Source organism: Sphingomonas alpina, from assembly GCF_014490665.1.
Lineage (GTDB): Bacteria > Pseudomonadota > Alphaproteobacteria > Sphingomonadales > Sphingomonadaceae > Sphingomonas > Sphingomonas alpina.
The window spans coordinates 926,395-952,432 of sequence record NZ_CP061038.1 but is presented as its reverse complement, the minus strand read 5'-3'; the positions used below and the strand labels follow the sequence as shown (position 1 = coordinate 952,432).

The 26,038-nt window shown below is 64.6% G+C and carries 32 protein-coding genes; 21 read left to right on the top strand and 11 right to left on the bottom strand.

Annotated features, from left to right (window positions below):
* The first annotated feature begins 197 nt into the window (after nucleotides 1-197).
* The 3 genes from H3Z74_RS04425 (at nucleotide 198) to H3Z74_RS04415 (ending at nucleotide 4,194) form a co-directional block, all read left to right on the top strand.
* Complete coding sequence (locus H3Z74_RS04425; protein WP_187762770.1) at nucleotides 198-1,904, top strand: Hsp70 family protein; 1,707 nt, start codon at nucleotides 198-200, stop codon at nucleotides 1,902-1,904.
* Nucleotides 1,901-3,703, top strand: a complete 1,803-nt coding sequence (locus tag H3Z74_RS04420) for a hypothetical protein (protein ID WP_187762769.1) — start codon at nucleotides 1,901-1,903, stop codon at nucleotides 3,701-3,703. The genes H3Z74_RS04425 and H3Z74_RS04420 overlap by 4 nt, the downstream gene beginning before the upstream one ends.
* Nucleotides 3,704-3,936: 233 nt before the next feature.
* Nucleotides 3,937-4,194 (top strand): hypothetical protein, encoded by a 258-nt coding sequence (locus tag H3Z74_RS04415; RefSeq protein WP_187762768.1) that lies wholly within the window; start codon nucleotides 3,937-3,939, stop codon nucleotides 4,192-4,194.
* Nucleotides 4,195-4,224: 30 nt separating this feature from the next.
* On the opposite strand, the gene H3Z74_RS04410 is transcribed toward H3Z74_RS04415, so the two are convergent.
* Complete coding sequence (locus tag H3Z74_RS04410) at nucleotides 4,225-4,680, bottom strand: DUF3237 domain-containing protein (protein WP_187762767.1); 456 nt, start codon at nucleotides 4,678-4,680, stop codon at nucleotides 4,225-4,227.
* 105 nt (nucleotides 4,681-4,785) lie between these two features.
* Here H3Z74_RS04410 and H3Z74_RS04405 point away from each other — a divergent pair, with 105 nt between their 5' ends.
* From H3Z74_RS04405 to H3Z74_RS04390, 4 genes are all read left to right on the top strand, one after another.
* Nucleotides 4,786-5,655, top strand: a complete 870-nt coding sequence (locus tag H3Z74_RS04405) for a LysR family transcriptional regulator (RefSeq protein WP_229726880.1) — start codon at nucleotides 4,786-4,788, stop codon at nucleotides 5,653-5,655.
* A 113-nt stretch (nucleotides 5,656-5,768) separates the two neighbouring features.
* Nucleotides 5,769-6,521, top strand: a complete 753-nt coding sequence (locus H3Z74_RS04400; RefSeq protein WP_187762766.1) for an eCIS core domain-containing protein — start codon at nucleotides 5,769-5,771, stop codon at nucleotides 6,519-6,521.
* 4 nt (nucleotides 6,522-6,525) lie between these two features.
* The gene (locus tag H3Z74_RS04395) at nucleotides 6,526-6,921 is read left to right on the top strand and encodes a hypothetical protein (RefSeq protein WP_187762765.1); all 396 of its coding nucleotides are present in this window, start codon (nucleotides 6,526-6,528) and stop codon (nucleotides 6,919-6,921) included.
* An 80-nt stretch (nucleotides 6,922-7,001) separates the two neighbouring features.
* Nucleotides 7,002-7,271 carry a hypothetical protein gene (locus tag H3Z74_RS04390; RefSeq protein ID WP_229726879.1) on the top strand — a complete coding sequence of 90 codons (270 nt, stop codon included), beginning with the start codon at nucleotides 7,002-7,004 and terminating at the stop codon, nucleotides 7,269-7,271.
* Between the two features lie 107 nt (nucleotides 7,272-7,378).
* Here H3Z74_RS04390 and H3Z74_RS04385 read toward each other — a convergent pair whose 3' ends face one another.
* Nucleotides 7,379-9,076 (bottom strand): chloride channel protein, encoded by a 1,698-nt coding sequence (locus H3Z74_RS04385; protein ID WP_187762764.1) that lies wholly within the window; start codon nucleotides 9,074-9,076, stop codon nucleotides 7,379-7,381.
* 142 nt (nucleotides 9,077-9,218) lie between these two features.
* Here H3Z74_RS04385 and H3Z74_RS04380 point away from each other — a divergent pair, with 142 nt between their 5' ends.
* Together H3Z74_RS04380 and H3Z74_RS04375 are read left to right on the top strand one after the other, a co-directional pair.
* Nucleotides 9,219-9,620 (top strand): MarR family winged helix-turn-helix transcriptional regulator, encoded by a 402-nt coding sequence (locus H3Z74_RS04380; RefSeq protein ID WP_187762763.1) that lies wholly within the window; start codon nucleotides 9,219-9,221, stop codon nucleotides 9,618-9,620.
* Between the two features lie 70 nt (nucleotides 9,621-9,690).
* Nucleotides 9,691-10,218 carry a hypothetical protein gene (locus H3Z74_RS04375; RefSeq protein WP_187762762.1) on the top strand — a complete coding sequence of 176 codons (528 nt, stop codon included), beginning with the start codon at nucleotides 9,691-9,693 and terminating at the stop codon, nucleotides 10,216-10,218.
* Nucleotides 10,219-10,393: 175 nt separating this feature from the next.
* Here the strand turns inward: H3Z74_RS04375 and H3Z74_RS04370 are convergent, their stop codons facing one another.
* Together H3Z74_RS04370 and H3Z74_RS24720 are read right to left on the bottom strand one after the other, a co-directional pair.
* A complete protein-coding gene (locus H3Z74_RS04370; protein WP_187762761.1) occupies nucleotides 10,394-11,047 on the bottom strand; it encodes a glutathione S-transferase family protein in 654 nt (217 codons plus the stop codon).
* Nucleotides 11,048-11,098: 51 nt separating this feature from the next.
* Entirely contained in the window at nucleotides 11,099-11,713 is a 615-nt protein-coding gene (locus H3Z74_RS24720; RefSeq protein WP_315443306.1) for a YciI family protein, read from the bottom strand.
* A 235-nt stretch (nucleotides 11,714-11,948) separates the two neighbouring features.
* On the opposite strand from H3Z74_RS24720, the gene H3Z74_RS04360 reads away from it, so the two are divergent.
* Together H3Z74_RS04360 and chrA are read left to right on the top strand one after the other, a co-directional pair.
* A complete protein-coding gene (locus H3Z74_RS04360) occupies nucleotides 11,949-12,779 on the top strand; it encodes a chromate resistance protein ChrB domain-containing protein (protein ID WP_187762760.1) in 831 nt (276 codons plus the stop codon).
* A complete protein-coding gene (gene chrA / locus H3Z74_RS04355) occupies nucleotides 12,776-14,185 on the top strand; it encodes a chromate efflux transporter (protein ID WP_229726878.1) in 1,410 nt (469 codons plus the stop codon). Before H3Z74_RS04360 ends, chrA begins: the two co-directional genes overlap by 4 nt.
* A 108-nt stretch (nucleotides 14,186-14,293) precedes the next feature.
* Here the strand turns inward: chrA and H3Z74_RS04350 are convergent, their stop codons facing one another.
* Both H3Z74_RS04350 and H3Z74_RS04345 read right to left on the bottom strand, forming a co-directional pair.
* Nucleotides 14,294-14,737, bottom strand: coding sequence for a Ros/MucR family transcriptional regulator (locus H3Z74_RS04350; RefSeq protein WP_187762759.1), 444 nt, complete (start codon nucleotides 14,735-14,737; stop codon nucleotides 14,294-14,296).
* On the bottom strand, nucleotides 14,734-15,216 hold the full coding sequence (locus tag H3Z74_RS04345; protein WP_187762758.1) for a hypothetical protein: 483 nt from the start codon (nucleotides 15,214-15,216) through the stop codon (nucleotides 14,734-14,736). Before H3Z74_RS04345 ends, H3Z74_RS04350 begins: the two co-directional genes overlap by 4 nt.
* 290 nt (nucleotides 15,217-15,506) lie before the next feature.
* Between H3Z74_RS04345 and H3Z74_RS04340 the strand changes: the two genes are divergently transcribed.
* The gene (locus tag H3Z74_RS04340; protein ID WP_187762757.1) at nucleotides 15,507-16,025 is read left to right on the top strand and encodes a hypothetical protein; all 519 of its coding nucleotides are present in this window, start codon (nucleotides 15,507-15,509) and stop codon (nucleotides 16,023-16,025) included.
* Between the two features lie 279 nt (nucleotides 16,026-16,304).
* On the opposite strand, the gene H3Z74_RS04335 is transcribed toward H3Z74_RS04340, so the two are convergent.
* The gene (locus H3Z74_RS04335) at nucleotides 16,305-16,661 is read right to left on the bottom strand and encodes a winged helix-turn-helix transcriptional regulator (protein ID WP_187762756.1); all 357 of its coding nucleotides are present in this window, start codon (nucleotides 16,659-16,661) and stop codon (nucleotides 16,305-16,307) included.
* Nucleotides 16,662-16,827: 166 nt separating this feature from the next.
* Here H3Z74_RS04335 and H3Z74_RS04330 point away from each other — a divergent pair, with 166 nt between their 5' ends.
* The 7 genes from H3Z74_RS04330 to H3Z74_RS04300 all read left to right on the top strand — a co-directional run bounded on the left by H3Z74_RS04330 (nucleotide 16,828) and on the right by H3Z74_RS04300 (nucleotide 20,044).
* Complete coding sequence (locus H3Z74_RS04330) at nucleotides 16,828-17,247, top strand: DoxX family protein (protein WP_187762755.1); 420 nt, start codon at nucleotides 16,828-16,830, stop codon at nucleotides 17,245-17,247.
* Between the two features lie 2 nt (nucleotides 17,248-17,249).
* Nucleotides 17,250-17,990: an SDR family NAD(P)-dependent oxidoreductase gene (locus tag H3Z74_RS04325; protein ID WP_187762754.1), complete on the top strand. Its 741-nt coding sequence runs from the start codon at nucleotides 17,250-17,252 to the stop codon at nucleotides 17,988-17,990.
* Between the two features lie 287 nt (nucleotides 17,991-18,277).
* Entirely contained in the window at nucleotides 18,278-18,724 is a 447-nt protein-coding gene (locus tag H3Z74_RS04320) for a PPC domain-containing protein (RefSeq protein WP_187762753.1), read from the top strand.
* Nucleotides 18,652-19,032, top strand: coding sequence for a hypothetical protein (locus tag H3Z74_RS04315; RefSeq protein ID WP_187762752.1), 381 nt, complete (start codon nucleotides 18,652-18,654; stop codon nucleotides 19,030-19,032). The genes H3Z74_RS04320 and H3Z74_RS04315 overlap by 73 nt, the downstream gene beginning before the upstream one ends.
* A gap of 40 nt (nucleotides 19,033-19,072) precedes the next feature.
* On the top strand, nucleotides 19,073-19,498 hold the full coding sequence (locus tag H3Z74_RS04310; protein WP_187762751.1) for a DUF7684 family protein: 426 nt from the start codon (nucleotides 19,073-19,075) through the stop codon (nucleotides 19,496-19,498).
* A gap of 78 nt (nucleotides 19,499-19,576) precedes the next feature.
* Nucleotides 19,577-19,756: a hypothetical protein gene (locus tag H3Z74_RS04305; RefSeq protein ID WP_187762750.1), complete on the top strand. Its 180-nt coding sequence runs from the start codon at nucleotides 19,577-19,579 to the stop codon at nucleotides 19,754-19,756.
* A gap of 105 nt (nucleotides 19,757-19,861) precedes the next feature.
* A complete protein-coding gene (locus tag H3Z74_RS04300) occupies nucleotides 19,862-20,044 on the top strand; it encodes a hypothetical protein (protein WP_187762749.1) in 183 nt (60 codons plus the stop codon).
* 214 nt (nucleotides 20,045-20,258) lie between these two features.
* Here the strand turns inward: H3Z74_RS04300 and lepA are convergent, their stop codons facing one another.
* Nucleotides 20,259-22,067 (bottom strand): translation elongation factor 4, encoded by a 1,809-nt coding sequence (gene lepA / locus H3Z74_RS04295; protein WP_187762748.1) that lies wholly within the window; start codon nucleotides 22,065-22,067, stop codon nucleotides 20,259-20,261.
* A 156-nt stretch (nucleotides 22,068-22,223) separates the two neighbouring features.
* On the opposite strand from lepA, the gene H3Z74_RS04290 reads away from it, so the two are divergent.
* Nucleotides 22,224-23,195 (top strand): CsgG/HfaB family protein, encoded by a 972-nt coding sequence (locus H3Z74_RS04290; RefSeq protein ID WP_229726877.1) that lies wholly within the window; start codon nucleotides 22,224-22,226, stop codon nucleotides 23,193-23,195.
* A gap of 318 nt (nucleotides 23,196-23,513) precedes the next feature.
* Complete coding sequence (locus tag H3Z74_RS04285) at nucleotides 23,514-24,056, top strand: peroxiredoxin (protein WP_187762747.1); 543 nt, start codon at nucleotides 23,514-23,516, stop codon at nucleotides 24,054-24,056.
* Between the two features lie 149 nt (nucleotides 24,057-24,205).
* On the opposite strand, the gene H3Z74_RS04280 is transcribed toward H3Z74_RS04285, so the two are convergent.
* From H3Z74_RS04280 to pnuC, 3 genes are read right to left on the bottom strand one after another with little or no spacing between them, the layout of a single operon-like run.
* Nucleotides 24,206-24,691, bottom strand: a complete 486-nt coding sequence (locus H3Z74_RS04280; RefSeq protein WP_229726876.1) for a cupin domain-containing protein — start codon at nucleotides 24,689-24,691, stop codon at nucleotides 24,206-24,208.
* 36 nt (nucleotides 24,692-24,727) lie between these two features.
* On the bottom strand, nucleotides 24,728-25,258 hold the full coding sequence (locus H3Z74_RS04275; RefSeq protein ID WP_187762746.1) for an AAA family ATPase: 531 nt from the start codon (nucleotides 25,256-25,258) through the stop codon (nucleotides 24,728-24,730).
* Complete coding sequence (gene pnuC, locus H3Z74_RS04270) at nucleotides 25,255-25,821, bottom strand: nicotinamide riboside transporter PnuC (protein ID WP_187762745.1); 567 nt, start codon at nucleotides 25,819-25,821, stop codon at nucleotides 25,255-25,257. Before pnuC ends, H3Z74_RS04275 begins: the two co-directional genes overlap by 4 nt.
* Between the last annotated feature and the right edge of the window lie 217 nt (nucleotides 25,822-26,038).

The window sequence follows — 26,038 nt, the reverse complement described above, 5'->3', positions numbered from 1 at the left end:
GCCTAATCCGATCCGGCCGGGCCGTCAGCAGTTAGTTGCGCATCGCTCCCTCCACCCGTTCGTGCAGGGCAATCCAATCCGATCTTGCCGCAGGTGCGCGAAGTGAGACAGATTTTCGCGCCCCGCTTACCCAGCCGCTGGCATCCGGGCCGCGAACCAATTATCGCCCGTCGCACCAATTGGGGGGACAGACACCGATGATCGTCGGAATCGATCTTGGAACGACCAACAGCGCGATCGGCATCTGGCGCGATGGCACGGCTCAGCTCGTGCCCAATGCGCTGGGCGACCTGCTGACCCCATCGGCGGTCGCGATCGACGACGGCGGCGCGGTGATCGTGGGCATGACCGCGCGCGAGCGCCAGTCGACCCATCCGACCTCGACCGTCACCGCGTTCAAGCGCTGGATGGGCACGCGCCAGACCGTCACGCTGGCGGGCAAGACCTTCACCGCCGAGGACCTGTCGGCGATCGTCCTGTCCAGCCTCAAGGCCGATGCAGAAGCCTTTCTCGGCGAGCCTGTGACCAGCGCGGTGATCACCGTCCCGGCCTATTTCAACGACCGCCAGCGCAAGGCGACGCGCCGCGCGGGCGAGCTTGCCGGCCTGACCGTCGAGCGGCTGATCAACGAGCCGACCGCCGCCGCGCTCGCTTACGGCATCCAGGATCGTTCCGAGAAAGAGCCGTTCCTCGTGTTCGACCTGGGCGGGGGCACCTTCGACGTATCGATCGTCGAGATCTTCGACGGCGTGATCGAGGTGCGCGCCTCGGCCGGCGACAACCGGCTGGGCGGCGAGGATTTCAACGATACGATCATCGAGGTCGCTCGTCCGCGCATCGATCCCGAAGGCCGTCTGGCCGAGGTCGACCCGCTGGTGCTGCACGAACTGCTCCGCGCTGCCGCCGAACGCTGCCGCCGGACCTTGAGCGAACAGGAGGAAGCGAGCTTCACCATCACCTCGGGCGACCGCCAGTTTGCCACCACTGTCACCGCGGGCGAGTTCGAGGCGCAGGCTGCGCCGTTGCTGGCCAAGCTGCGCGATCCGGTGCTGCGCTCGTTGCGCGACAGCGACATCCGCGTCGAGACGCTGAGCGAAGTGATCCTGGTCGGTGGCGCGACCCGCATGCCGATCGTGCGCAAGACGATCACCCGCATGTTCGGCCGCTTTCCCAATGCCGCGGTCCATCCCGATCACGCCGTCGCGCTGGGCGCTGCGGTGCAGGGCGGGCTCAAGTCGCGCGACGCCGATCTGGAGGAAATCCGCCTCACCGACGTCTGCCCGTTCACGCTCGGCGTCGACAACAGCGCACCGGACGGTCGCGGCGGATTCCGCCACGGCCTGTTCTCCCCGATCATCGAACGCAACACGCCGATTCCGGCGAGCCGGGTGAGCTATTATTCCACCCTGTCCGACAATCAGCGCAACGTCGAATTCGGCATTTATCAGGGCGAGGCACGCGAAGTGCAGGGCAACGTCAAGCTTGGTTCGATCAAGGTGCCGGTGCCGCCAGCGCCCGCTGGCCATGTCCATGTCGAATGCCGCTTCAGTTACGACACCAGCGGCCTGCTTGAGGTCGATATCAGCGTCCCGGCGTCCGGCCTGGTCCGCAACCTGGTGCTCATGGACGATGACGAAGCGCCCAATGCGAAGGAAGTCGAGGCTCGGCGCAAGGTGCTCGCCGCGCTGAAGCGCCACCCCCGCGAGGACAGCCATAACATGGCGGTGCTGGCCCGCGCGGCGCGCTGTTACGAAAGCTTTATCGGCGAGCGCCGCGACATGGTCGGGAAATGGACCGCGCAGTTCGAGGCGGCGCTTGACGGGCAGGACCCGCGCGTGATCGATTCGGCCCGCGCTCAGTTCGAGGATGCGCTCAATCAGCTCGAGGGCGATCGCTATCTATGAGCCGCCTCTACGGCATCTGGCGGACGCTCGGCATCGCGAAGACCAGCGATATATCGGCGATCCGCGCCGCGTATGCACGGGCGCTGAAATCGTTCGAGATCGACGACGATCCGGCACGCTACGCCGCCCTGCGCGACGCACGCGATGCCGCGCTCGCTCATGCCCGCCAGCCACAGCCCGAAATATCGGACGACGACGAGACCGACGATCCGGGGAATGAGGTCGAGGAGCCACTCTCCCTCGGCATCACGATTCCGCTGCCCGATTTCGGGGCGGAACTCAGCGCCCCGACCTTGTCGGGCGTACTGCCACCGGACACACCGATCACGATCACACCGATCGCGCCGGAGGGCGACTTCCGGCCTGCACCATCGGAACCGGTAGCGGCAGCCGAGGAACGGACTCTCCCGCTGGCCGAGGTCACGCTGACGCCGCCGGTTCTCGACCTGGGCGCGGCGGCGCCGCTCCAGCCCATCAACGGCCTGCCGCCGGGCTTCGCCTTCGCGATGGACCAGCGCTACAATGCCGTGCTTGGACTGCTCTTCCCGCAGGACGAACGGCGCCATTTCCATTTGCAGGGTCCCGACCTGCTCGCACTGCGCGACCATGTCGCGGTGCTGCTCGCTGACCCGCGCATGGAGGAAATCGCCTTTCGCGCCGATGCCGACCGCTGGTTCGCCAATGTCGTTGCACAGTCGATCCCGCGGTCCGACCCGATCCTCGATACGGTCATGACGGCATTCGGCTGGATCGACACACGCGGCCGCATCGACCAGCCGCCGGCTGTCGCAGCGATCGTCGCACGGCACGATTCGCTGGAATTCGTCGCGCAGGTACGAGAGCCGGGGCATCCCCTTGGCCGGGCATGGCGCGAACTGACCACACCCGCGCAAGAGAACAGCCGGAAGGGCTTTCGCGTCAGCGGTGGAACGGTCCGCACGCTGCTCGCCAAGGTGCGCCGGGAGCATCCCGATCTGGAGGACATGTTCGATACCTATCGCGTGTCGCTGTGGGAAACGCCACAGGTCACCGACCTCGCCGGCAATTGGCGCCTCTGGGGATTCGGCATCTGGATCGCGCTGATGATCATCAGTTCGCTCGGCAGGGTCTCCAACGACAACCGTTCGAACCCGTCGTCAGTCCCGGTCGGCCTCGCCACCACGCTGCCCGTGACCGATCCGCTGATCGACAGGGATATCGATCTCGACGCCATCCTGACCGACCTGGGCGGCTCCGCGCTGACCATGAAGGCGCTCGAGCAGCGCAATCCCAAGCTCCACAGCCAGCTCGCGACCAACTGGCGCCTGGCGCAGGAGAACCGCAACCCGCGCTTCGTCTTCGCCAGGGACACACGCACCCTGTTGTTCGATCGCTATATCAGCGGACAGACTCGAGCCGGCTACGACCTGCTCGCCGAGCATCGGCGTCTCTGGCTCGAAAAGGCAAAGGTCATGCGTGGACATGGCTGGGAAGCGTGCGAGGATTTCCTCAACAGCGGCAATGTGCCGGTGCTGTGGCAGTCGTCCGCGCTGATCGACCGACAAAGAGACATGATCGGCCGGACATTGCTGGAAACCAACGGCGATCCGCAGCCGAAGAACGGGGACGGCAAGTTCAGCATCGCCGGGCCGGTGATCGACGCAGCGACGAAGCGCGCCGGCCTGTCCCGCGACCTGTTCGTCAAATCGCTCAATGCCGGCGGTACCGCCAAAAGCCGCTGCGAGGCGTATATCGCGCTGGCCGAAACCGCGCTGGCCTTGCCGCCGAAACAGGGACTGAAGCTGCTGCGCGATCTTTAGAGCCGCATGCCCCTGAATGGCCTTCCCTCCGTAGCGGGTCAAATCCGATTGCAGGCATGGCAGTGACCAAAAGCTGGTGGGAATGGCGATCTGTTGGCGTAATCCGACACGTGCTCGATGCGCAGCGTCTGCATAAGCCATTGAAATAAAGCAATTCCACTGTATGGCACGACTAATGCACCTGTTGCCGCGATGTGGGCCGATCCGGCCTGTCATCGCAACAGGAGATATCCATGGTCACTACCCGCCAATCGCTTGCATGTGTCGCCGCGATCGCCGCGGCAAGCGCCGCCCTGCCCGTCGTCGCACGGCCGGCCACGAACACGACGCGCGTCATCGTCTCGACCCAGAGCAATATGTCGGGCCCCCGCAGGATCTGCCTCACGCCACATGCCAATGGCGAGGCGGTGATCAACGCGACGCTAAAGCGCCGGACCTGTCTGTCGACACGGCAATGGGCGTTGCGCGGATTCAGGGTGCTTGAAGACTGAAGCGAGGTGGCACGGGCGCATCATGCCCGGCTACAAAATCTCATGAACCGCGTAGCGCACGGTCCCGTCCGGCTGGCGCTCGCCGACGCCAATCGAGGTGATCCGGTTGAGCCAGGCATAGTCCGCTGACGCGGTCTCGAAAAAGGGTGCCGTCCGGAGATAATCTCCCGCCGGCCCCGCCGCCGTGCCGGCGCGTGTCGCTTCGGGTGGACTATAGCCCCGGCCACGGTAGGTCATGATGATCTGCGCGCCGTCATCGGTTTCAAGGATCAGCCGGACATCCTGCTCGCGCGACCCATCCGCGCGGACCAGCAGGATATCGGAACCGGCGAACGGCGAAATCACACCGCGCAGCCGCTCGCCAGTGAAGCGTCCGCCGGCGACCGGGAACACGCGGCGGACGCCAACCGGCGTCGTACCAAGCTCCAGGGTGGGATGAAGGGCGATCATCAGGTCGAAAAGATGGCGATGCTTCAACTCGGACATGGGGAATCTCCAGGACTGGCAAGGCCTATTTTTCGCACGCGGCGGCCCGTCGGGCATAACGCGCAATCTTCCCCTCCTCATGTTGAGCTGTGCTTAATATCGATCGTGCAGCGCCGCCCTCCTTCGCTTGAATCGCTTCGCGTTTTCGAGGCGTGCGTACGCAATGCCAGCTTCACTCGTGCGGCTGCCGAGCTGGGCGTCACGCCAAGTGCGGTCAGCCTGCGCATCCGCGACCTCGAGGCCGATATGGGGGTGACGCTGTTCGTGCGTGCCGGTCCCCGGGTCATCGCGACCGACGCCGGACGAGTCATGGCGGGGCGCATCGGCGATGCGCTGGGGCGGATGCGGGCGGCGGTCGATACATGCGCCCGCACCACACAAGCCTTGCGGCTCAGCGCACCGCCAAGCTTTGCGGCGCGCTGGCTGTCACCCCGGCTCGCCGCCTATCATGCATTGCCCGGCGCCGTGCCGATCCGGCTGGAGGCAACGGCGGAAGTGCGCGGGCGCGGCGCGTTCGATCTCGCGATCCGGACCGGGCTTGGCGACTGGGCGGACCTCGAGACCGTGCGGCTGATGCCGGTAGACGCAGCACCCATGCTCAGCCCCGCCCTCCGCGCGGGCGCGTCACTCGATCGGCCCGAGCAACTCGCCGACCTGCCGCTTTTGCCGCACGACGATTGGCAACGATGGTTCGCCGAAGGCAACCTGTCTCCGCCGGCGCTGCAGTTTGCGGCAATCGACTATCCCACCCATGACCTCGACGCCCTGGCCGCTGTTGACGGGGCCGGCGTGGCACTGCTCTCGCCGACCTTGTTCGCATCATTGCTGGAACAGGGCGCACTGGTGCAGCCCTTTGCTCGCACGATCGTCGGTCCTGCGTGGCATTATCTCGTATTGCATCGCGATGAAGCACGCGCCGCAGTCCTGCAGCTCGCCGACTGGATCACGGCGCAGACCGACAGCTTCAGACGGTAGATCCGCAATGCCGCATAGCTCCCAGCGCAATTGCCGCTCCTCCCTGTCGCGCGCATTTCCTTGGGGTTCCAATCTGCGACATCGCGCGTTAGCCTCGCAATGCTAACGGGAGAATGGCGATGCCCCCTGATTTCCCCGACCCATTTGACGGCGTCCGCCGCTATCTGAGCCGCGCCGCGGCGCGCGCACTCGACCGCGCGATCACCGAGGTACAACAGGCCGCGGGCCGGGCCGTACGCCGCCGGATGCGGGACGTGTCCGACACCATCGACTATGTGACGTCGGTGCTGGGCCGGATGCCGCATGGCGTCGCAAACACCGTCGCCGATGCCGGCCGCGGCCCCTCTGCCCGGCCGCTCGCGCCGAATGAGGTTGTACTGGTCAACCAGGCATTCGGCGCACAGCCGGTGTCGCCCGGCCAGGTCCGCATCGTGCCCGGCGCGGGCAATCAGCCGGCAGCCGCGGCGGCGTTTCGCAACGGCAACCCCGCGATCACCATCGGCAATACGATCTATATGAAGCCGGAGGTCTATCGCGCGCGCGGCGGCAGCGACTTGTCGTCCAATCCGGAAGGGGTGGAGATGCTGCTCCACGAATATACCCATGTCATCCAATATACGCGGCTCGGCTTCACGGCATTCGGCGCGCGGTACGCCCGCGAATTCCACCAGAGCGGCTATGACGCGAACAAGATGTACGATTATGGCTCGCGCACCCGCAATTATGACGACGAGATGCTGGAGGGTCAGGCGGCGATGGTCGGGGACTATGGCCGGCAAATGGCGCTGCCGCCCGGGAGCCGGACCCCGGCGCTGATCCAGCAGCTTCGCACCAAGCTGCGCGGGACCGGGATCCTCGGACAATGAAACGATGACGCGCGCTGGCCTTGCCGCTCTTCTGCTCTGCGCAGCCGCGCCGCTAACCGGGTGTCAGTCCGACATCGCCGTGGCGGTAACGTCCCGCCAGGGGTTAGTCGAATTCTCGGTTCCCGCGACCCGGCCGCCCTGTATCGATCGGCTGACGGTATATGCGGTCAGCGACCGCAAGAACCCCGTCTGGCTGATCGATTCAGCCGATCGGACGACCTGCGTCAGCCATTTCCAATATGCCAGGGTGCCAGCCGGCTTTACCCAGCGCGGTTCGGCCGCTCCGCTGGCCGACGGACAACTTTATCTCGTCGCGGTCGGCCGTCCCGGGGCCACCGGGATCAGCTTCTTCCAACCCGGCACCGACGGCTCGATCACACGTGAAGCGCCGGAGGGCTAGCCGGTCACGCCAAGCCGACGGCATGCGATGGGACATTATGTCCAATGGCGGTTCGCATGCCGACCGGCTATCTCGTCTCCATGAAAAACCGCGAAACGACCGCCCGCCGCGACCTGAAGCGGACCATGGTCCTCATCCTCGCATCGGCGATCGTGATGGTCGCCGGGGCGCTCTGGTATACGTCGCTTTTCCTGCCCATGACGATCGTGGTCGTGACGGCAACCGCCGCCGGAGTGTTCGGCTCGGTCACGCTTGGCTGCGGATTGTTCGCCCTCGCCTTTTACAGCGACAAGAGCGGCCATGACGCAGACTCGCGCAACGCGACGATCGCTTCGCATCGCGCTGATTGATCCGGCCGCTCAGGCAGCCCGCTGCCGGGAATTACGGTAAGGCACCTGTAATCCCCTACGCTCCGCATCTCGAAGCCGGGGCTGTTGCGCGCGCCCCGTTGCCCCGCTCATGCGCCGCCGCGATGCCGATCCTGCTCGGCACGCCTCCCGGTGCTTCGCGCTTTCAGCAGGTCGTGGCGCGACAATATGCCCACCACCCGGCTCGTCTCGGCATTGACGATGGGAATCCGGCCAATCCCCGTTTCGACCATGAGATCGGCGACCTCACCGATTGGCGAATCCGGATAGGCGAAGGGTTGCGATGCGTCGGACAGCGCCTCGACCAGCGACGTTTCACGCAAATCGCCGTCGACCTGCCAGCGCAAGGCGTCGGAGCGCGACACCATTGCGAGCAGCCGGCCATCGCGGTCGACCACCGGATAGCTGCGATGGGTGGCGGTTTCGGTGAAATAGCCGACCGCCTCGCGGATCGACATGTCGCCGGGCAGCGTGTCCGGACCGGCGGTCATTACTTGCGCCGCTTGCAGGAACTCCAGCGGATCGACCGTGTATTCCTGCAGGATATGGCGGCCGCGGCGGGCGATCTTCTCGGTCAGGATCGAGCGCCGCATGATCAGCACGCTGATCGCATAGGCGCCGGCCGATGCCGCGATCGTCGACGGCAGGGCATCGAAATGCCCGGTCACTTCGACCGCGAAGATCGCGCCGGTCAGCGGCGCACGCATCGCCCCGCTCATGATCCCGGCCATGCCGACCAGCGCCCAGAAGCCGATCGGCCCCGGCAGGAACTGGCCGACCAATGCTCCAAGGGCGCCGCCAAGGATCAGTAACGGTGCCAGCACGCCGCCCGAGGTTCCCGATCCCAGCGCCACCAGCCAGACGGTCGCCTTGACCACCAACAGCGCCAGCACGATGCGAGCGGTCAGCGAACCGTCGAGCAATGCCTGAATGTTCGAATAGCCGGCACCGAGCACATGCGCGTCGATCAGCCCGCCCAATCCGACAACCACGCCGCCGATCGCCGGCCACCACATCCAATGGACCGGCAGGCGGTGGAAAAGATCTTCGGCCCGGTAGAGGAGCCATGACAGCAATGCGGCCTCGACACCCAGGATCACGCCGAGGCCGAGAGAAAGTCCCCCGGTCTGCCACCACACCGGCATGGGCGCGGCGATGAACGGGAACAATGGCCCCGCCCCCAGCAGAAACGGACGCACACCCAGCGAGGTCAGCACGGCGATGACCACCGGCACGAAGCTGCGCGGCTTCCATTCGAACAACAGGACTTCGATCGCCAGCAGAATGGCGGCCAGGGGCGTACCGAAAATGCCGGTCATCCCCGCGGCGGCCCCGGCCACGAGCAGGGTCTTGCGTTCGGCGGCACTCAGCCTGAAGCATTGCGCGAACAATGAACCGATCGCGCCCCCGGTCATGATGATCGGTCCTTCCGCACCGAATGGCCCGCCGCTGCCGATCGAAATCGCGGAAGACAAGGGTTTCAGGATCGCCACCTTCAACGACAACCGGCTCTCGCCGTACAGGATCGCCTCGATCGCCTCGGGGATGCCATGGCCCTTGATCTTGTCGGAGCCGAACCGGGCCATCAGTCCGATCATCAGGCCGCCGATCACCGGGATGACGACGACCGCAAGACCGACATGGGCATCGATCGGATCGACGCTTGCGACGGACAGGCGACCGAACCAGAAAAAATTGGTGGCCAGCGCGATCAGTTTCAGCAGTACCCATGCCGCGCATGCCGCCGCCGCGCCGATGACCAGCCCGGCCGCGGCGAGGATCATCATTCGCCAATCCGCGCTGTGATCGCGTAATTGACGGGCGTGGGTCTTGCTGATCAGTGGCGCGGCCATGGTGTCGTCCGGTGGTTTGGCGGCCAGTTATATCGTAATGCGATATAGTTCAATTGCGAGATGAAGAATGCCGGACATGGAAGAACTGACGGATGCCGATTATGCCGCGCTCGCGGATTTCCGCCACGCGCTCCGCGCATTCCAGGCGTTCAGCGAGGTCCGGGTCGCCGAATATGGTCTCACGCCGCAGCAACATCAGGTGCTGCTCGCGATCCGCGGTGCCGGCACGAAGCCGGTCACTGTCGGTCATGTTGCGGAGCGCCTGATCCTGAAGCCGCACAGTGCGTCGGGTCTTGTCGTTCGGCTGGAGGCACTGGGGTTCGTGGCGAGGAAGCCGTCACCGGTCGACGGGCGTCAGGCGGTGGTCGAACTGACGCCGAAAGCGCGGGAATTGCTGGAACATCTGTCGACCATCCACCGCGAGGAAATCGTTCGGCTGCGGCCTTTGCTGAAGACTTTGCTCGACACGTTCGTCTGATCGCCAGGCACCTGGCTGATTGCCATATATATCGTATTACGATATATATGGCTTGAGAGGAGTCGGTGCCGTGCACGTGATCCTGATCATTCTTGACTCGATTGGGCTGATACTCGGCAGCATGGTGGCCGGCTTCTTCTGCTGCTGGCTGCTCTGGTCCGGCTTCAGGTTGGTGAACCACCCCGAATGGGGACCGCCGTTCGTGCTGGTCCCCGCGGCTCTGGCCCTGGCCGGCCGGCTGCCGAACAGCGAATTTCTGGTCATGACCGTGATCTTCGCGAGTCTGGCGGTTGTGCCCTTTTGTCGGGAAGGGCTGGCCTGGCGCGCGCATCGGCTCGATCCGGCTCGCGATGGGCCGGCCGGGCAGCCCGAGGCCAGGCCGATCGACCACCTCCCCGCCGCTTCCCTGACGTTCCGGCGCTATCCGGCACTCGCCGGGTGCATCTGCGAGGCGCGGCCGCCAAATCCTGATGAACTCAAGAAAGTGGCCTCGCGCATGTTGAGCGAGACGTCTCCCGCACAGGGGCCGGCCCCCAGCTTCGCCGCGAAGCGCGCGGTGCTGCGTGCGGCGCGCGCTGCCCTTGCGGGGGCCGGGTGACGCGGGGGCGGATGTCGCCGCGCGCAGCGAACCGGCTTTCCGCCAGGCCGGTCACGCTGAACCACACGATGCCGGGGCTCGCCGCTCTTGAGCGACAAGACCCCGGCGCCGTCATCCTGCCGCGCGAAAGGCTCCACGCCTGCCCTCGCTTGCGGCCCGCCGGCGGTCGCTCTCGTCAGCCCGCCATGGGCGCGGCGGCGTTGACGGTCAGTTGTGCGCCAAACGCCCGCTGGTAGGCGGGACGCGCCTCGCCGCGGGCGACATAGGCCGCCAGGGTCGGATACTCGTCCAGAATGCCCGACATTCTCAATCGGAGCAGGACCGACACCATCAGCAGGTCGGCTGCGCTGAACGCGCCGTCGAGCCAGTCGGCATCGCCCAGGCGGGCCGAAAGCTGGTTCAGCCGGGTGCGGATACGCTCGGCGACCAGCGGCAGGCGCGCCTGGCTCCAGGGTTTGTCGGCCTCGACGATCCTGGCGATCGTGAGGTCGAGGATCGGCGGCTCCACCGTGTTGAGAGCGGCGAACATCCATGTCGTCGCGCGCGCGCGGGCAGCGGGATCCTCCGGCAGCAGGCAGGCATGCTGCTGCGCGATATGGAACACGATCGCGCCCGTTTCGAACAGCGCGAGATCGCCTTCCTCATAAGTCGGTATCTGGCCGAAGGGATGAAGTGCCAGATGTGCAGGTTCCTTCATCGCGGCGAAGGACACGAGGCGGACGTCGTAAGGCTGGTTCGTTTCCTCGAGCGCCCAGCGAACGCGCGTGTCGCGCGCCAGCCCCTTGCCGCCGTCGGGCGATCGTTCAAAGGCGGTGATGGTAATCGTCATGGTCGAACTCCAATGGTGGCATGAAACATCGAAAAGTCGGCATTGCGCCAATCAGGCGACACCCAGCTTTCCCCGTTCCCCGTCGCGCGGCGCGGCGAGTTCCTCGGGTGATACGAACCCGGCCAGGTCCGCTGCCTCGAAGAACGGCCGGATCTCGACCTCGCTCTGGCCCGCGGCCGGATTGGGGCAGCGCCTGGCCCAGGCCACGGCCTCGTCCATGTCCCGGACCTCCCAGATCGAGAAGCCGGCGACCAGCTCGCGGGTCTCGGCGAACGGCCCGTCGATGACCGTGCGGTCGGGACCGTTGTAGAGGATGCGCTTGCTCTGCGCGCCGGGTTTGAGACCGGCGCCGGCCACGAACACGCCGGCCTTGACCAGCTCCTCGGTGAACGCGTCCATCGCCGCGAACGCCTCGAGCGCCTCGGGCGTGGGCGCCATGCCGTTTTCGCTGTCCCCGGTGGTTTTCACGAACACCATCACACGCATCGTCTGTCTCCTGGTTTGAGCCCGCCCTTTTGACGTCTCATCGGAACGACGAACCAGCGTGTCGGAAATCGACAGGGTTCCGCAAACTTTTTTCAACGGTCGACGCGCGCCGCTGGAACGGTCGCTTTTCGGGTCGGCGATACGCCTCGGCACGATGGCCGATTGGCGCAAAGCCGGCATGACCTGCACAGTCCCGCGCCTTTCTTTCTAAGGAAATAGCGGCCTATCTCCTGATGATCACAGCCGTCCCGTCCTTGAGGCGTACGGCATCGGCCATGCGGGGGCATTCTGGCGGCAATCAATGGCCGGCTTGACAGCGGTCCGCTCGCCGGACAATTTGGCCCCATGGGGAATGCGATCTCCCCATGAGGCGACAGGCTGAAGTATCGCGTCCCAACCATCTTGAGGACGCATCATGCCCGGGATCCACACGATTGCCCCCGACAAGCTTGTCCGACTTCTCGGTACGCCCCGAGGTCCGGCCATTATCGACATCCGCAGCGACGCCGATCAACGCCTGATCCCCGGCTCGGTCCGCCGCTCGTTCGCCGACATCCCCGACTGGGCGCCCGGCCTGGTCGGCGCGTCGGTCGTGGTTGCCTGTGGCGATGGCGGCGCGCTCAGCCATGGTACGGCGGCCTGGCTGCGTCAGGCCGGCGCCGACGCCGATATCCTTGAAGGCGGCATGGCGGGCTGGATCGATGCGGGGCATCCCCTGCTCGACGATGCGGTCGTCCCCGCCCGCGATCCGGCGGGCCGGACACTCTGGGTGACGCGCGCGCGGCCCAAGATCGACCGGATCGCCTGCCCCTGGCTGATCCGTCGCTTCGTCGATCCGGCGGCGATGTTCCTGTTCGTTCCCGCGTCCGAAGTGCTGGCCGTTGCAGCGCGGATGGGCGCGACACCGTTCGATGTCGAGGACACAAGCGTGCGCTGGACGCATGATGGCGACCTTTGCACGTTCGATGTCATGGTCACGGCGTTCGGCCTGAACCATGTCGACGGGCTTGCCCGACTGGCGGTGATCGTTCGCGGCGCCGATACCGCCCGTCTCGATCTCGCCCCCGAAGCTGCCGGTTTGCTCGCCATCTCGCTCGGCCTCTCGCGCCTCTACGGTGACGATCTCGAGCAGCTCGACGCCGGACTCACGCTATATGATGCGCTCTATCGCTGGTGTCGCGATGCGACCGGCGAGACGCATGACTGGACATCGCACAAGGCACCCCGGCCCGGGAAAGGCGCGTGAGCGGGTCCGTGGCGCCGCCCGCCGCGGCTGAGCGGGAAAGGCCTGTGGCGGTGTCGGTCGGCGAAGCCTTCTGGGTATGGCTGCGCATCGCCGCGCTTTCCTTCGGGGGCCCGGCAGGACAGATCGCGGTGATGCACCGCGTGCTGGTCGAGGAGAAGCGCTGGATTGGCGAGCATCGCTTCCTGCATGCGCTGAACTATTGCATGCTGCTTCCCGGTCCCGAAGCGCAGCAGCTCGCCACCTATATCGGCTGGCTGATGCACAAGACCCGGGGCGGGATCATCGCGGGCGGACTGTTCATCCTGCCCGGCATCGTCTCGATCATGACGCTCTCCTGGATTTACGTGATCTACGGACAGCTCGGCATCGTCTCGGCATTGTTCTTCGGGCTGAAGGCGGCGGTGCTGGCGATTGTGCTCCAGGCGGTCGTCCGGATCAGCAGCCGCGCGCTCAAGAACAACGTCATGCTGGTGATGGCAGCGGCTGCGTTCCTGCTCATCTTCTTCATCGGCATGCCCTTCCCGGTCATCGTCCTGGCGGCGGGACTGATCGGCTATTTCGGCGGGCGCGCTGGCCTGGCCGTATTCAGGGTCGGTGGCGGCCATGGCGCACCCGGGGGAAAGGTGGTCGAGGATGCCGAGACGTTGCTTGGGGAGGAATTGCCGGCGCACGCCAAAGTGCCGCCGCTCCGGGCCATCGGGACCGCAGCGGTATGGCTCGCGCTATGGCTGATTCCGGTCGGCGTACTGGTCTTCTGGCTCGGCCCCGACAATATATTCAGCCAGATCGCGACCTTCTTTTCGGCCATGGCGATGGTCACGTTCGGCGGCGCCTATGCCGTCCTCGCTTATGTCGCGCAGGAAGCCGTGCAATCCTATCACTGGCTCCAGCCTCGCGAGATGCTTGACGGACTCGGCATGGCCGAAACGACGCCCGGGCCATTGATCATCGTGCTCCAGTTCGTCGGTTTCATGGGCGCCTATCGCGACCCCGGCATGCTGCCCCCGCTGATCGCGGCCACGCTCGGCGGTCTGCTCGCGACCTGGGTCACGTTCATTCCCTGCTTCCTGTGGATCTTCCTCGGTGCGCCGTTCATCGAGCGGCTGCGCGGCAATGCGGCGGTCGCGGGTGCGCTATCGGCGATCACCGCCGCAGTGGTCGGGGTGATCCTCAACCTGGCGATCTGGTTCGCGATTCACACCATCTTCAGCGCCGTGCAGCCATTCAGGGCCGGGCCGATCCGCTTCGATATCCCCGTGCTCGCCAGCGTCGATCTTTGGGCGCTGCTATTGTCGGGGGCATCGATCGTGGCGATGCTGCGCTTCAAGGCGGGTGCGATCCCGACGCTCCTCGCCGCGTCGGCGGCGGGCATCGCGCTCCATTTCGCCGGGGTCACTACCGGGTGACATCGGGCAATTGAGCGAGCCATCTTCCGGTTCAGCTGCGCAATCGCCGTTCCGCGCTGCGGAGCGGGAGGGTGACCGATGCTATGGTCATCCTCCCGTCCATCGACCTCAGGTAACGATCACCAGCTTGCGCCGCGCCGCCCGCTTCGCCGGCGCCATCTCCCCCGGCTTGCGGCCAAGGCCGAGGCTCTTGGCCATTTCCGACCGTTTGACCGAATAGGCGGGCGCGACCATCGGATAGCTTGCGGGCAGGTTCCATTTCGCCCGGTACCCGTCCGGCGTAAGTCCGTGCGCCGTGGTGAGGTGGCGCTTGAGCGTGCGCTGCACGCCGCCGCATTCCAGGCACGTGACCGATTCAGCCTTCACGCTCGACCGGATCGAAACCGCAGGGGCCTGGACCGGCGCCTCGACCTCGATCGGCGTGCCGAGACCGCTCAGCGCGTCATAGATGCTGGTGATCAGACCCGGCAGGTCATTCACCGATACCGAATTGTTCGCGACGTGCGATCCGACGATTTCAGCCGTGAGATCGAGTAGGTCTTCATTGTTCATTCTGTCTCGCCAAGTTTGAGATACTGGGAAAATACCGCTTCGATTTGCGCATCGCTGATCGTTTCGGTGCGGAATTCGAACGTCGCCAATGGATGTTCGTCACTGGGATTGGAAATATAGATCCGCGTCACCCCGTCGATTCCGGGATGGAACACCGTGCCGATCCGATCATCGACGCCCTGCGATGACCGGTCGAAATACGCCCCATGCTGCGCCACGAGCCGATCGCCCAGCTGGTGTTCGATCGGTGCGAACGCAATCCGGATGTCGGCGGCGTGCAGCTTTGCGTTCAGCCCGCTGACAAAGGCCTCGATCCGCGCCGCGACCGCGTCCCAGACATGCTTTTGCGCCGCGGGGGTGGAGTCCTTGATCGCTTCCGCGCGATCGCGCTGCGCCTGAAGGTCGCGGGCTTTCACCAGACTGGCCGCCCGCTTCGCCACCAGCCTCGCCGCGATATCGTCAATTATGTCGTCGGCCATGGCGTCGCCCTCACATCATATTCCACCCTGATACACGCCTGAGGGCATGGCTGCGCGATTAAACGTCGCCGGCTCGCCGACACTCGATATGGCACGACCGCATCCATTGGCTGCACTGGAGACAAGGGGGTTCTCACGCGGGCCCCATGACGGCGGTGTCGGTCACCCTGGCACCGGCGCCGGCATGGCGGTTGCCAGCATCGCCGGATCGAGTTTAAGACCAAAGCCCTTCTCCGCGCGGGCAACCTATGCAGGTGCCGCAAGCAACCCCTGATCAAGGACCGACATGGATGGTTGATACCAATCCACCGGATGGCGCTGCGTCGAAGGCGGCCATGGCAATGCGGACGACGCGCATCATCATGCTTCTCTTTGCCTGCGCCGTGGCGCTGATCTTCTTTCACATCCTCCGGGAAAGCGGTCCGCAGGCGCCTCTGGCCTTGCTGAATCGTGGCGATTGGGCTGCCGGCGCGCTCAAGCTTGCAAGCTATGCCCTGGTGGCGGCGGGCATTCAGCTGCTCATTTTCACGCGCAGCCCGCAGCTTGGCTTTCATGGCCTTCTCGCGGTCGCGACGGTCCTTGGCGGCGTCCTGATCGCCTGGGAACTCCCGCTCCGCCTTGCCGACGGACTGCCATTCCTCGCGCCCCCTTCGGCATTCCTTGTCGCGGTCGGGCTGCTGATCTGGGCATGGATGCGGGGAGCCCACACAGCGCCGCTCAGCCGCATCGGGGCCGGCGTTGCGCTCCTTGTGACTGTGCCCGTGATCTTGCTCGTCACCTGGATCGTGATGCTGCGCACTGTGCTGTGATGCAACATTTCGATGGAAATTCGCCGGCTATCGCATTCGGTTCGGCAGGCAAATTTGGTCACGCTGTCCATACCGACGGCTGAAAGGACATTGTCGCGACTGTCCCGGATACGGAATAATACCTGGTCTCTTGCGCGGTGTTGGCGGTCCGCTAGTCTTGAGACTGCCTCTGCGTGAACCAGTCTTCTTCTATCCAGCCACAAGCCTGGAGTGATCCGGGATCATCAATGAGACCCGGCATAAGATGCACCGTCACCATCGCGCTCGTCATTCCTGAGACTAGGATTTGCGACGCCCCGCTCCCGGCCTGACCGGCACCGTTCCGCCATGCACGGCCCACCACGCGGCGAGCGCTTCCATCGTCGGGCCCAATCCACGGGCTTTGGGCGTCATCTCATAATCGACGCGTGGCGGCACCTCGGCAAAGACGGTGCGCGTGATCAGCCCGTCGGCCTCCAGTTCACGCAATTGCGCGGTCAGCATGTGTTGCGTGATGCCGGGGATCGCCTTGCGCAGTTCGCCGAAGCGATGGATCCGCTGGTTGAGCAGCCACATGATTTCCAGCTTCCACTTGCCCGAGAGCATCGCAAACGCGCGCCGCATCTCATCCTGCATCGTGAAATCAGTCTCGGCCATTAGTCTGGTTTTCCATACTTACTGCTGAAAAATCATCCTACTTGTGTATTCCGATCCAGCAGCTCATTTCTCATACACGCTCTTGGCGGCGTTGGAAATGACCGGCCGCCAAAGCGCCAATTCAACCACACGCAATTGCCCGCAGGCCGGGCGATCGGGAAGAACCATGGCCGCAATCTGTACCTATTGGATCAGCACGACGCTCCTCTCGTTGCTGTATCTATCCTCTGCCTTTCTATACGTGACGAAGCGCGATTTCGTCCGGCAGGCCCAGGCAGACCTCGGCTATCACGCCGCTCATCTCGTGACCTTCATGATCGTGATCAAGATCCTCGGCCCGATCGCGATCCTGTCGCGCGTCAGCGTGCCGCTCAGCGACCTCGCTTATGCCGGCATCTTCTATCACCTGCTCCTCTCCGGAATGGCGCATCTCGGGGTGCGCAAGCCCAAGGGAGCGATTCCGGCAGCGATCGGCCTGGCGCTGCTGGCGGCCTCGTTCGCGACGCAGAACGCCGCCCGCGACATGCCGTCGCCTTATGCCCCGGCGGCAGCGGACCATCACCTCCCCCTCACCACAAGGAATTGACCATGGGCCGTCTCGACGGAAAAATCGCCATTGTCACAGGCGCGGGCCGCGGCATCGGCCGCGCCACCGCCAAACTCTTCGCCGCCGAAGGTGCGAAGGTCGCTGTCCTGTCGCTCACGCCGGCAAATATCGACGCGGTCGTCGCCGATATCGAGGGCGCGGGCGGCACCGCGTTCGGCGTGGCTTGCGACGTCAGCGATGCCGGACAGATCAAGGTGGCGGTCGACAAGATTGCCGCCATCTATGGCGGGATCGACATCCTGGTAAACAACGCGTTCGATCCGTCCGCCGTGTTCTCCTCGGTGATCGACCTTTCGGTCGAGCAGCTTCAGCGCAACTTCGACATGGGGCCGATCGCGTATCTGCGCATGATGCAAGCCTGCTATCCGTACCTCAAGGCAAGCGGCGCGGGCCGCGTCATCAATTTCGGCTCGGCGGCCGGCATCGTCGCGCTGTTGCCCTATGCCCCCTATGGCATGGCCAAGGAGGCGGTGCGCGCGCTGACCCGGATGGCGGCGCGCGAATGGGGCGCCGACAACATCACCGTGAACAACATGCTGCCGGTCGCGGATACCTGGGGTGCGGCCGATGTGCCTCCGCCGAATGTACCGCTCGGGCGCTACGGGTCGCCGGAGGACGATATCGCACCGGTCGTGCTGTTTCTCGCGAGCAAGGATGCGCAGTTCATCACCGGCTATAGCCTGACGCCCGATGGCGGCATGATCATCGACAGCGCCCGCTGACCGCGCGGCGCCTTCAAACCTGAACTCCGCGCGTCCGAACCCGGCAGGAGCGAGGGTCGGTTTTCGGCGACGACAGGCTCACCGGCGAAATGATCAACGGCCGTTGTTTCCCGCTGGCGATGAGTTCGCCCCAATAAGCTTTCGCATTGTCAGATGCATCGGACCTCGCTAGCCGCGCCAGGGATACGGCAGCAGTTTCGGCCTCGGACCTGCTCTCGCATATCGAGTTGAAAGTGGATGGGAACGCTATGACCGGTACGTCGCGGATGAAAATGGAGTGGCTGGCCATGGCGGCGGCGGCGGCAATGATCGGTACGCCGGCGCTGGCGCAGACGACCGGCAAGAATGAACGGCAGTTTCCGGGACAGCTGGACAGCAAGAGCCCGAAGGACGACGATCATCCCTATCAGGTCCGCACAATGCCTCTGGAGGCGGGCAAGCGTTACGCGTTCAGCGCGGAATCCGAGGATTTCGACCCCAAGATGCGCCTCTCCCTCGCCGACGATAATGACGAAGAGATCGCCAAGGACGACGATAGCGGTGACGGGACCGACGCCTATATCGAATTCGCGCCCGCGCAGAGCGGGACGTATCGCGTGCGCGTGTCCTCCGTCGGCGACAGCAAGGGTGACTATGTGCTGAAGGTGCGGGACCTTCCCCCTTGCCGGCGCCGCTGCGGCCGACCGCGTCCGGGAGCAGCAATTTCGTCTTCAAGCACTATTCCGGCGCGCTGACGCAAACGGATGGCGAGATACGCGGCCGCCGCGTCGATGACTATCTGTTCCGCTTCGAGGGCGGCAAGCAGGTCCTGATCTCCATGGATCACGAGGACGACGACCTCGATCCGCTGCTGCAGGTCTACCCGGCAGCCAATCGCCAGGGCGCGGATCCGATTGCGGGCGATGACGATAGCGGCGGCAGGATGAACGCTTTTCTCAGCTTCACGCCTGAAGAAAGCGGCGATTATATTGTGCGTGCGACGGGCTCGACCAGCGATCGCAGTATCGGAAGCTATCGACTGCGCGTCGGGCAGCAGCCCTGATCCGGGGCGCGCGCATCGAGGCATGCGCGATGATCTCGCGATGAGCGCAATCCGTTATGTCCATTTGACGAGCGGGGAACCTCTGCCCCCGCTTTCGCTTCCGCCCTTCAAGGCGATTATCGTTGCCGAAGATACGGCCGATGACGGCTGGCGCAAGGACGTGAGCGAGTGGCTCATTCGCAGCAATTGCCTCTATCTTTGCACTTGGGGCGATGCTTGCGAGGCGTGGCATGACAATATGGATGACGCCAATATCGGGGAGTTCGAGGGCGGGACGATCCCCGACGACAGGTTCGTCATGACTACCTGGCATGCCGGGGAGCCGCTGTCGGAAGCGTTCTGGTTCGCAGGGATTTGCGCGGAGCATCCGACCGTCGAACTCCGGCACACGCTCATCGTGCACATCGCGCCCCGCGAACGCGGCGACGCGCTGCTGGAACAATATCGATCGGCGATCGTGGAATGAGGCGGGCAATTCGGTAATTCGGCGACAACGCGCGCATTGGCGGAACGAAGACCTGTGCCGGTCCATGATACCGACTGAATGAGTACATCGTCACCGCATTCCGCGGTGGTCGATCGGCTGCGCCAATTGGGTGTCGCCAATGTCCATGAAGTCTGGTTAGGCGGCAAGGGCGAGGACTCCGCCTGGTCCGGCGATATGCGGGTCAGGACCGCCAACAAGCGCTCCGAAATGTGGAGCAATATGCGCGGCTGGCTCTAGAGCGGCGCGATCCCCGATGATGATGCGCTGGCCACCGACCTGACCGGGGTCGAATATGGCTATGCCGCCGATCAGGTCTCGATCCTGCTCGAGAAGAAACAGCATATGAAGGCGCGTGGCCTCGCCTCGCCCGACGATGCCGATGCGCTGGCGCTGACCTTTGCCGCTCCGGTCCTGCCGCGCGAGGAACTGGTCTGGCCGGAAATGTACCGCCGCGTGCGCCAACTCACCGAGGAGGAAGAATGGGAGCGGCTCTATGCAGATTTACGACCCGGAAACTGGGATTGAGCCGATGCCGGATTTCTCGATCCCAGCCGACAAGTTGCGTTTCCCCAACGAAGGGCAAAGCAATCGGGCGATGGCACCTCCCCGCTCTTTGTGTCCCCGCGAAGGCGGGGACTCAGTCTGGGCTCCCGCCTTCGCGGGAGCACAAGAAGGGTTGTTCGCGCAGAGGCGCGGAGGACGCAGAGAGGATGCGCTCTACGGCCCGGCCAATCCGACCTCAGCCATCATCGCCCATGCGCAGCGCGGCAATGAACGCTTCCTGCGGAATGCTCACCGAGCCGTACTCGCGCATCCGCTTCTTGCCCTCTTTCTGCTTGTCGAGCAGCTTCTTCTTGCGGCTGATATCGCCGCCATAGCATTTCGCGGTGACGTCCTTGCGCATCGCCGCGATCGTCTCGCGCGCGATCACCTTGCCACCGATCGCGGCCTGGATCGGGATCTTGAACAAATGCCGCGGGATCAGATCCTTCAGCCGCTCGCACATCCCGCGCCCGCGCGCCTCGGCGGTGCCGCGATGCACGATCATGCTCAGCGCATCGACCGGCTCGGCGTTAACCAGGATGCTCATCTTGACCAGGTCGCCCTCGCGATAGCCGATCTGGTGATAATCGAAGCTGGCATAACCTCTGGAGATGCTCTTCAGCCGGTCGTAGAAATCGAACACCACTTCGTTGAGCGGCAATTCGTACGTCACCTGCGCGCGCCCCGCGACATAGGTCAGGTTCTTCTGGATGCCGCGCCGGTCCTGGCACAGCTTCAGGATCGGGCCGAGATATTCGTCGGGACAGTAAATCACCGCCTCGATCCATGGCTCGGAAATCAGCGCGATCTTGTTGGGGTCGGGCATGTCGGCCGGATTGTGCAGCTCCAGATGCCCGCCGCCATGCGTCAGCTCGATCTCATAGACCACCGACGGCGCCGTAGTGATCAGGTCGAGGTCGTACTCGCGCGTCAGCCGCTCCTGGATGATTTCCAGATGCAGCAGCCCGAGGAACCCGCAGCGAAAGCCGAAGCCAAGCGCCGCGCTCGATTCCATCTCGAAGGTGAAGCTGGCGTCGTTGAGGCGAAGCTTGCCGATCGATTCACGCAGCTTCTCGAACTCCGCCGCATCGACCGGGAACAGGCCGCAGAACACCACCGGCTGGACCAGCTTGAACCCGGGCAGCGCCTCGGTCGCCGGGCGCTTGGCATCGGTGATGGTGTCGCCGACCGCGGTCTGCGCCACTTCCTTGATCTGCGCGGTGATGAAGCCGATCTCGCCCACGCCCAGTTCGGTCAGCTGTTCGATCTTCGGCCGGAAACAGCCGACCCGGTCGACCAGATGCGTCGTGCCGGTCGCCATGAACTTGATCTGCTGCCCCTTTTTCAGGGTGCCGGCCATCACGCGCACGAGGATGACGACGCCGAGATACGGGTCGTACCAGCTGTCGACCAGCATTGCCTTCAAGGGCGCATCGGCATCGCCCTTGGGCGGCGGAATGCGCGTGACGATCGCCTCGAGCACTTCCTCGATGCCGATGCCCGATTTGGCGCTGGTCAGCACCGCGTTCGACGCGTCGAGCCCGATCACTTCCTCGATCTCGGCCCGCACCTTTTCCGCATCGGCGGCGGGCAGGTCGATCTTGTTGATCACCGGCACGATCTCATGGTCATGCTCGATCGACTGATAGACATTGGCGAGCGTCTGCGCCTCCACGCCCTGCGCCGCGTCGACCACCAGCAATGCGCCTTCGCATGCGGCCAGGCTGCGCGAGACTTCATAGGCGAAATCGACATGCCCCGGCGTGTCCATCAGGTTCAGCGTATAGGTCTCGCCGTCATGCGCCTTGTAGCTGAGGCGCACGGTCTGCGCCTTGATGGTGATCCCACGTTCCTTCTCGATATCCATGTTGTCGAGCACCTGCTCGGACATTTCGCGCGCGGTCAGGCCCCCGGTGACCTGAATCAGCCGGTCGGCAAGAGTTGATTTACCATGATCGATATGGGCGATGATCGAAAAGTTACGGATTTTGTCGAGCGGGGTCACGGTTTTCTCTGGATGGCGTGCAGGAGATAGCTTGCCATAGCACCGCACGGGGACATGGCAACCAAGCGGGCAACCAACTGGCAATTGCGGTTTTTCGTCAATGATGCGACGAGATATTCAAGGGCGCGAATCATTTTTGTAAAAAGGGAATGCCACATGGCTGTAAAAATTATGCTCGCCGGGGCAGCGACGCTGCTGATCGTCACGACTCCGGCAATCGCCAAGGAACCGAAACAAGCCAAAGCGTCGAACGGCCAGCAGCTGCAGCAGCAGGCGATGAGCGATGTTCCGCGCTGCTCGCGCAAGCATGGCACCGTGTCGATCGCCGATGGTGACGATCCCTCGGGCTGGACGCAGAATCAGCTGGCCCCGCCGCAAAAGCTGCTGCGCGTGCTGGTGCAGCGTTCGGGCTGCTTCAACATCGTCGATCGCGGCACCGGCCTGAACGCCGCGGCGCGTGAGCGCGACATCGGTGCCGGCCTTGGCCTGCAGCGCCGCTCGAATGTCGGCCAGGGCCAGATCAAGGCCGCCGACTATGTGCTGGTCGCGGAAATCCAGGGCGCCAACAGCAATGTCAGCGGCAATGGCGCGGCGGGCGCCGCGGGCGCCATTCTCGGCGGCCCGATCGGTGGTCTGCTCGGCGGCCTGCGCTCGCGCAAGCTCGAGGCGAACACCGTGGTCTCGCTGACCAATGTCCGCACCACCGAGACGATCGCGGTCGAGGACGGCTATGCCGCCAAGCGCGACACGAGCTTCGCGGTCGGCGGCGTGTTCGGCGGCGGCGGTGTCGGCGTGGGCGGCATCGGCGGCGGCTATGAGAGCACCGATATCGGCCGCATCGTGACGCTGTCGTTCATCCAGGCCTATTCGAAGCTGGTCACCAACCTGGGCTATATCACCCCCGGCGACGAGGGTACCGCTCAGGCCGCACCGAAGAAGACCTTCACCGCACAGGGCCCGGTCACGATGCGCCGCACCGCGAACGCCAAGGGCGCGGTCGTCCGCAGCCTGCCGGCCGGCTCGATCGTCTATCCCACCGGCGCGCAGAACGGCCTGTGGTGGGAAGTGGCCGATGAGAACGACAATGTCGGCTGGGTGATCAACACCAAGCTCGCGCCGTCGCAGTAAGCGGCACGCCGGCACGATACCGAAACGGCGCGGTGGCAGAACATGCCGCCGCGCCGTTTTCGTATGGGCACCTATCTCCTTCGGGCAAAGAGTTGGCATAGATCGAGAGCGCCTCGCCGCCTCCTTGTGCTCCCGCGAAGGCGGGAGCACAGACTGGGTCCCCGTCTTCACGGGGACACAATCTTCCTTGTTCAAAACCGTAAGCACTTTTTCCCGCCCCGATTCACCTCAAGCGCAAAGCATGGGATGGCGATTTGCCGTCACCGGTCGTAGCGTGGCGCATCCCCGCCCGCCCCCCAACCTGACCGGAGTCGCTCCATGAAATCCGTCGCTGCGTTTCTCGCCTGCACTGCTGCCCTGACGATCGCGCTGCCCGCCTCCGCCGCGCTGCCGGTCGGTGCCCGGGCGCCGATCATCACCACCAAGGCCGCGCTCGGCGGCAAGCCGTTCGACTTCGTGATGGCCCGGGCGCTGAAGAAAGGCCCGGTGGTGATCTATTTCTTCCCCGCCGCCTTCACGCAGGGCTGCACGATCGAAACCCATGAATTCGCCGAAGCCGCCGCCGAGTTCGAACAGAATGGCGCAACCCTGATCGGCCTGTCCGCCGACCCGATCGACAAGCTCGCCAAATTCTCGGTCGAGGCGTGCCGCAACAAATTCCCGGTCGGCGTTGCCACCCCGGCGACGATCGCCGGCTATGATGTGCCGCTCAAGGCCGGCGCGACGATGACCAACCGCACCTCCTATGTCATCGCCCCCGACGGCACGGTGCTCTACACCTTGTCGCAGATGAACCCGGCCGGTCATGTCCAGGGCACGCTGAATGCGGTGAAGGCGTGGAAGGCATCGAAGAAGCGCTGAGATAAGCGGTCGGGTATTTGATTAAACTACCCGTCATCCCCGCGAAAGCGGGGATCCCGCTGCCTTTGCGCAGCGCCCGTAGAAGAAGCGGGATTCCCGCCTTCGCGGGAATGACGGCGGAAGAGACATCTCGCTCTAATTCCCCCGATTCAACCCGGCTCGCGGTCGTAATAGTCGACGCCATGCTCGGCCCGGAACATCTTGCGCAACGCCCGGTCCCCACGCTTGCCCGCGACCACCATCACCTTGCCCGAATCCGGATATTCGCACGCCTCGACCGGCACCAATGTCGACAGCGACAGGTACCGCATCACTGTCGTACCGGTATTGATGATCTGGTGCGCGACCTCCGCGCCGCCGGACGGACAGGCGATGACATCGTTTGCGCGGAGCGGAAAACGCTCCTCGCCGAAGCGGAGCTCGCCCTCGCCTTCCAGGATGAAGAACATCTCCTCCTCGCCATGATGGCAATGGAACGGGCATTGCACCTTGCCCGGCGGCAGGACGGTCAGATTATATCCCAGGTTCCTCGCGCCGATATGGTCGCTGATCGTCGCGCGGCTCGAGGTGTAGAGGCCATTCTCTTCGACATCGTCGAATTCGACCTCGTCCAGATTCATGACCGGCTTCACCATAGACGCCTCCCGATCGCCGCCATGCCGGCGCTGACATCATGGCGCGTCCTGCGGCGCGATCAACCCCGCCGCCTCGATCGCGGCGAGCGCGCTGGCGAAGCGCTCTTCGCCTTCACCCCGCACCAGCGCCCAGGGTACGCCGCGCCGCTCGAGCTCGGCACGCGACAGGTCGAAGAAACGCTGCCGCTCGGTCACCGACCCGAACATCCGCGTGCCATCCTCGATCCAGGGCAGGTCGATGTCGAACAGAAGATACAGGTCGGCCGTACCGGTCCAGGCGTCGAACCATGGGTCGCGGCGGCCGAACAGCATGTCCGCCCACACCGCGGTCATCAGCGGATCAGTGTCGAGAATCAGCGGGTCGATCGCACCCATTGCGCGGGTCAGCCGGTCATGCGTCTGCGCGATCGTCACCAGGTCGGCCATGGTGAACTCTACGCCATGCGCCTCGGCAAAGGTGCGGCCATATTCGTCGACCACCGCTCCGCCGAGCTGCCGGGCAAGCCGCGGCGCGAGCGTCGATTTGCCGGTGCTCTCCGGGCCATGCAGGCAGATCCGCCGCGTCATGCTGTCGCCGCCCGCTCCGAGCGGCGCCAGTCAATCAGCCCCCAGGCCGATACGCCGAGCAACACGACATACAGCGCACACGTGACCCACAGATCCTTCAGCGCATACATGCCGATCGCGACCAGATCGACCGCGATCCACAACAGCCAGTTCTCGATCTTCTGCCGCGACAGCAATATCTGTGCGGCGATGCTGGCCATTGCGACGCCGGCATCGAGCCAGGGCAAGGCGGCGTCGGTGAAGCGATGCATCAGCCAGCCCCAGCCGGCCGTTGCGGCCGCGATCCCGCCAAGCCAGAACCATCGATCCGCCGGCCGCATCCGCTCGACCCGGACATCGCCTTCACGCGCAACGGACTGCGACCATTGCCCCCAGCCATAGAGATTGATGATCAGGAAAAACCCCTGCAGCAGCGCGTCGCTGTACAGTTTCGCGTGAAAGAAAATCCATGCGTAGAGCAGCACCCCGGCAATCGCGAACGCATAGTTCCAGATGCTGCGACGCGCGACCAGCGCGACGTTGATGACAATCAGGAGAGAGGCGACCGCCTCGATCAGGGACATCGGCCAAGCGATAGAGCGATGCACCACTACCGTCGAGATGCGAGATTATTCCTCTTTCCTCTTTCCCTCTCCCCTTGTGGGAGAGAGCATCGGGCCGGTCATGCCCCCGGCATGACCTGAACAGCGCGGGGCGCTGTTCACCCGATGCTGGAGGAGCGAAGCGACGGAAGGGTGAGGGGGACAACGGCGAAGGTGACAAGCGCGAACGTTGCACACC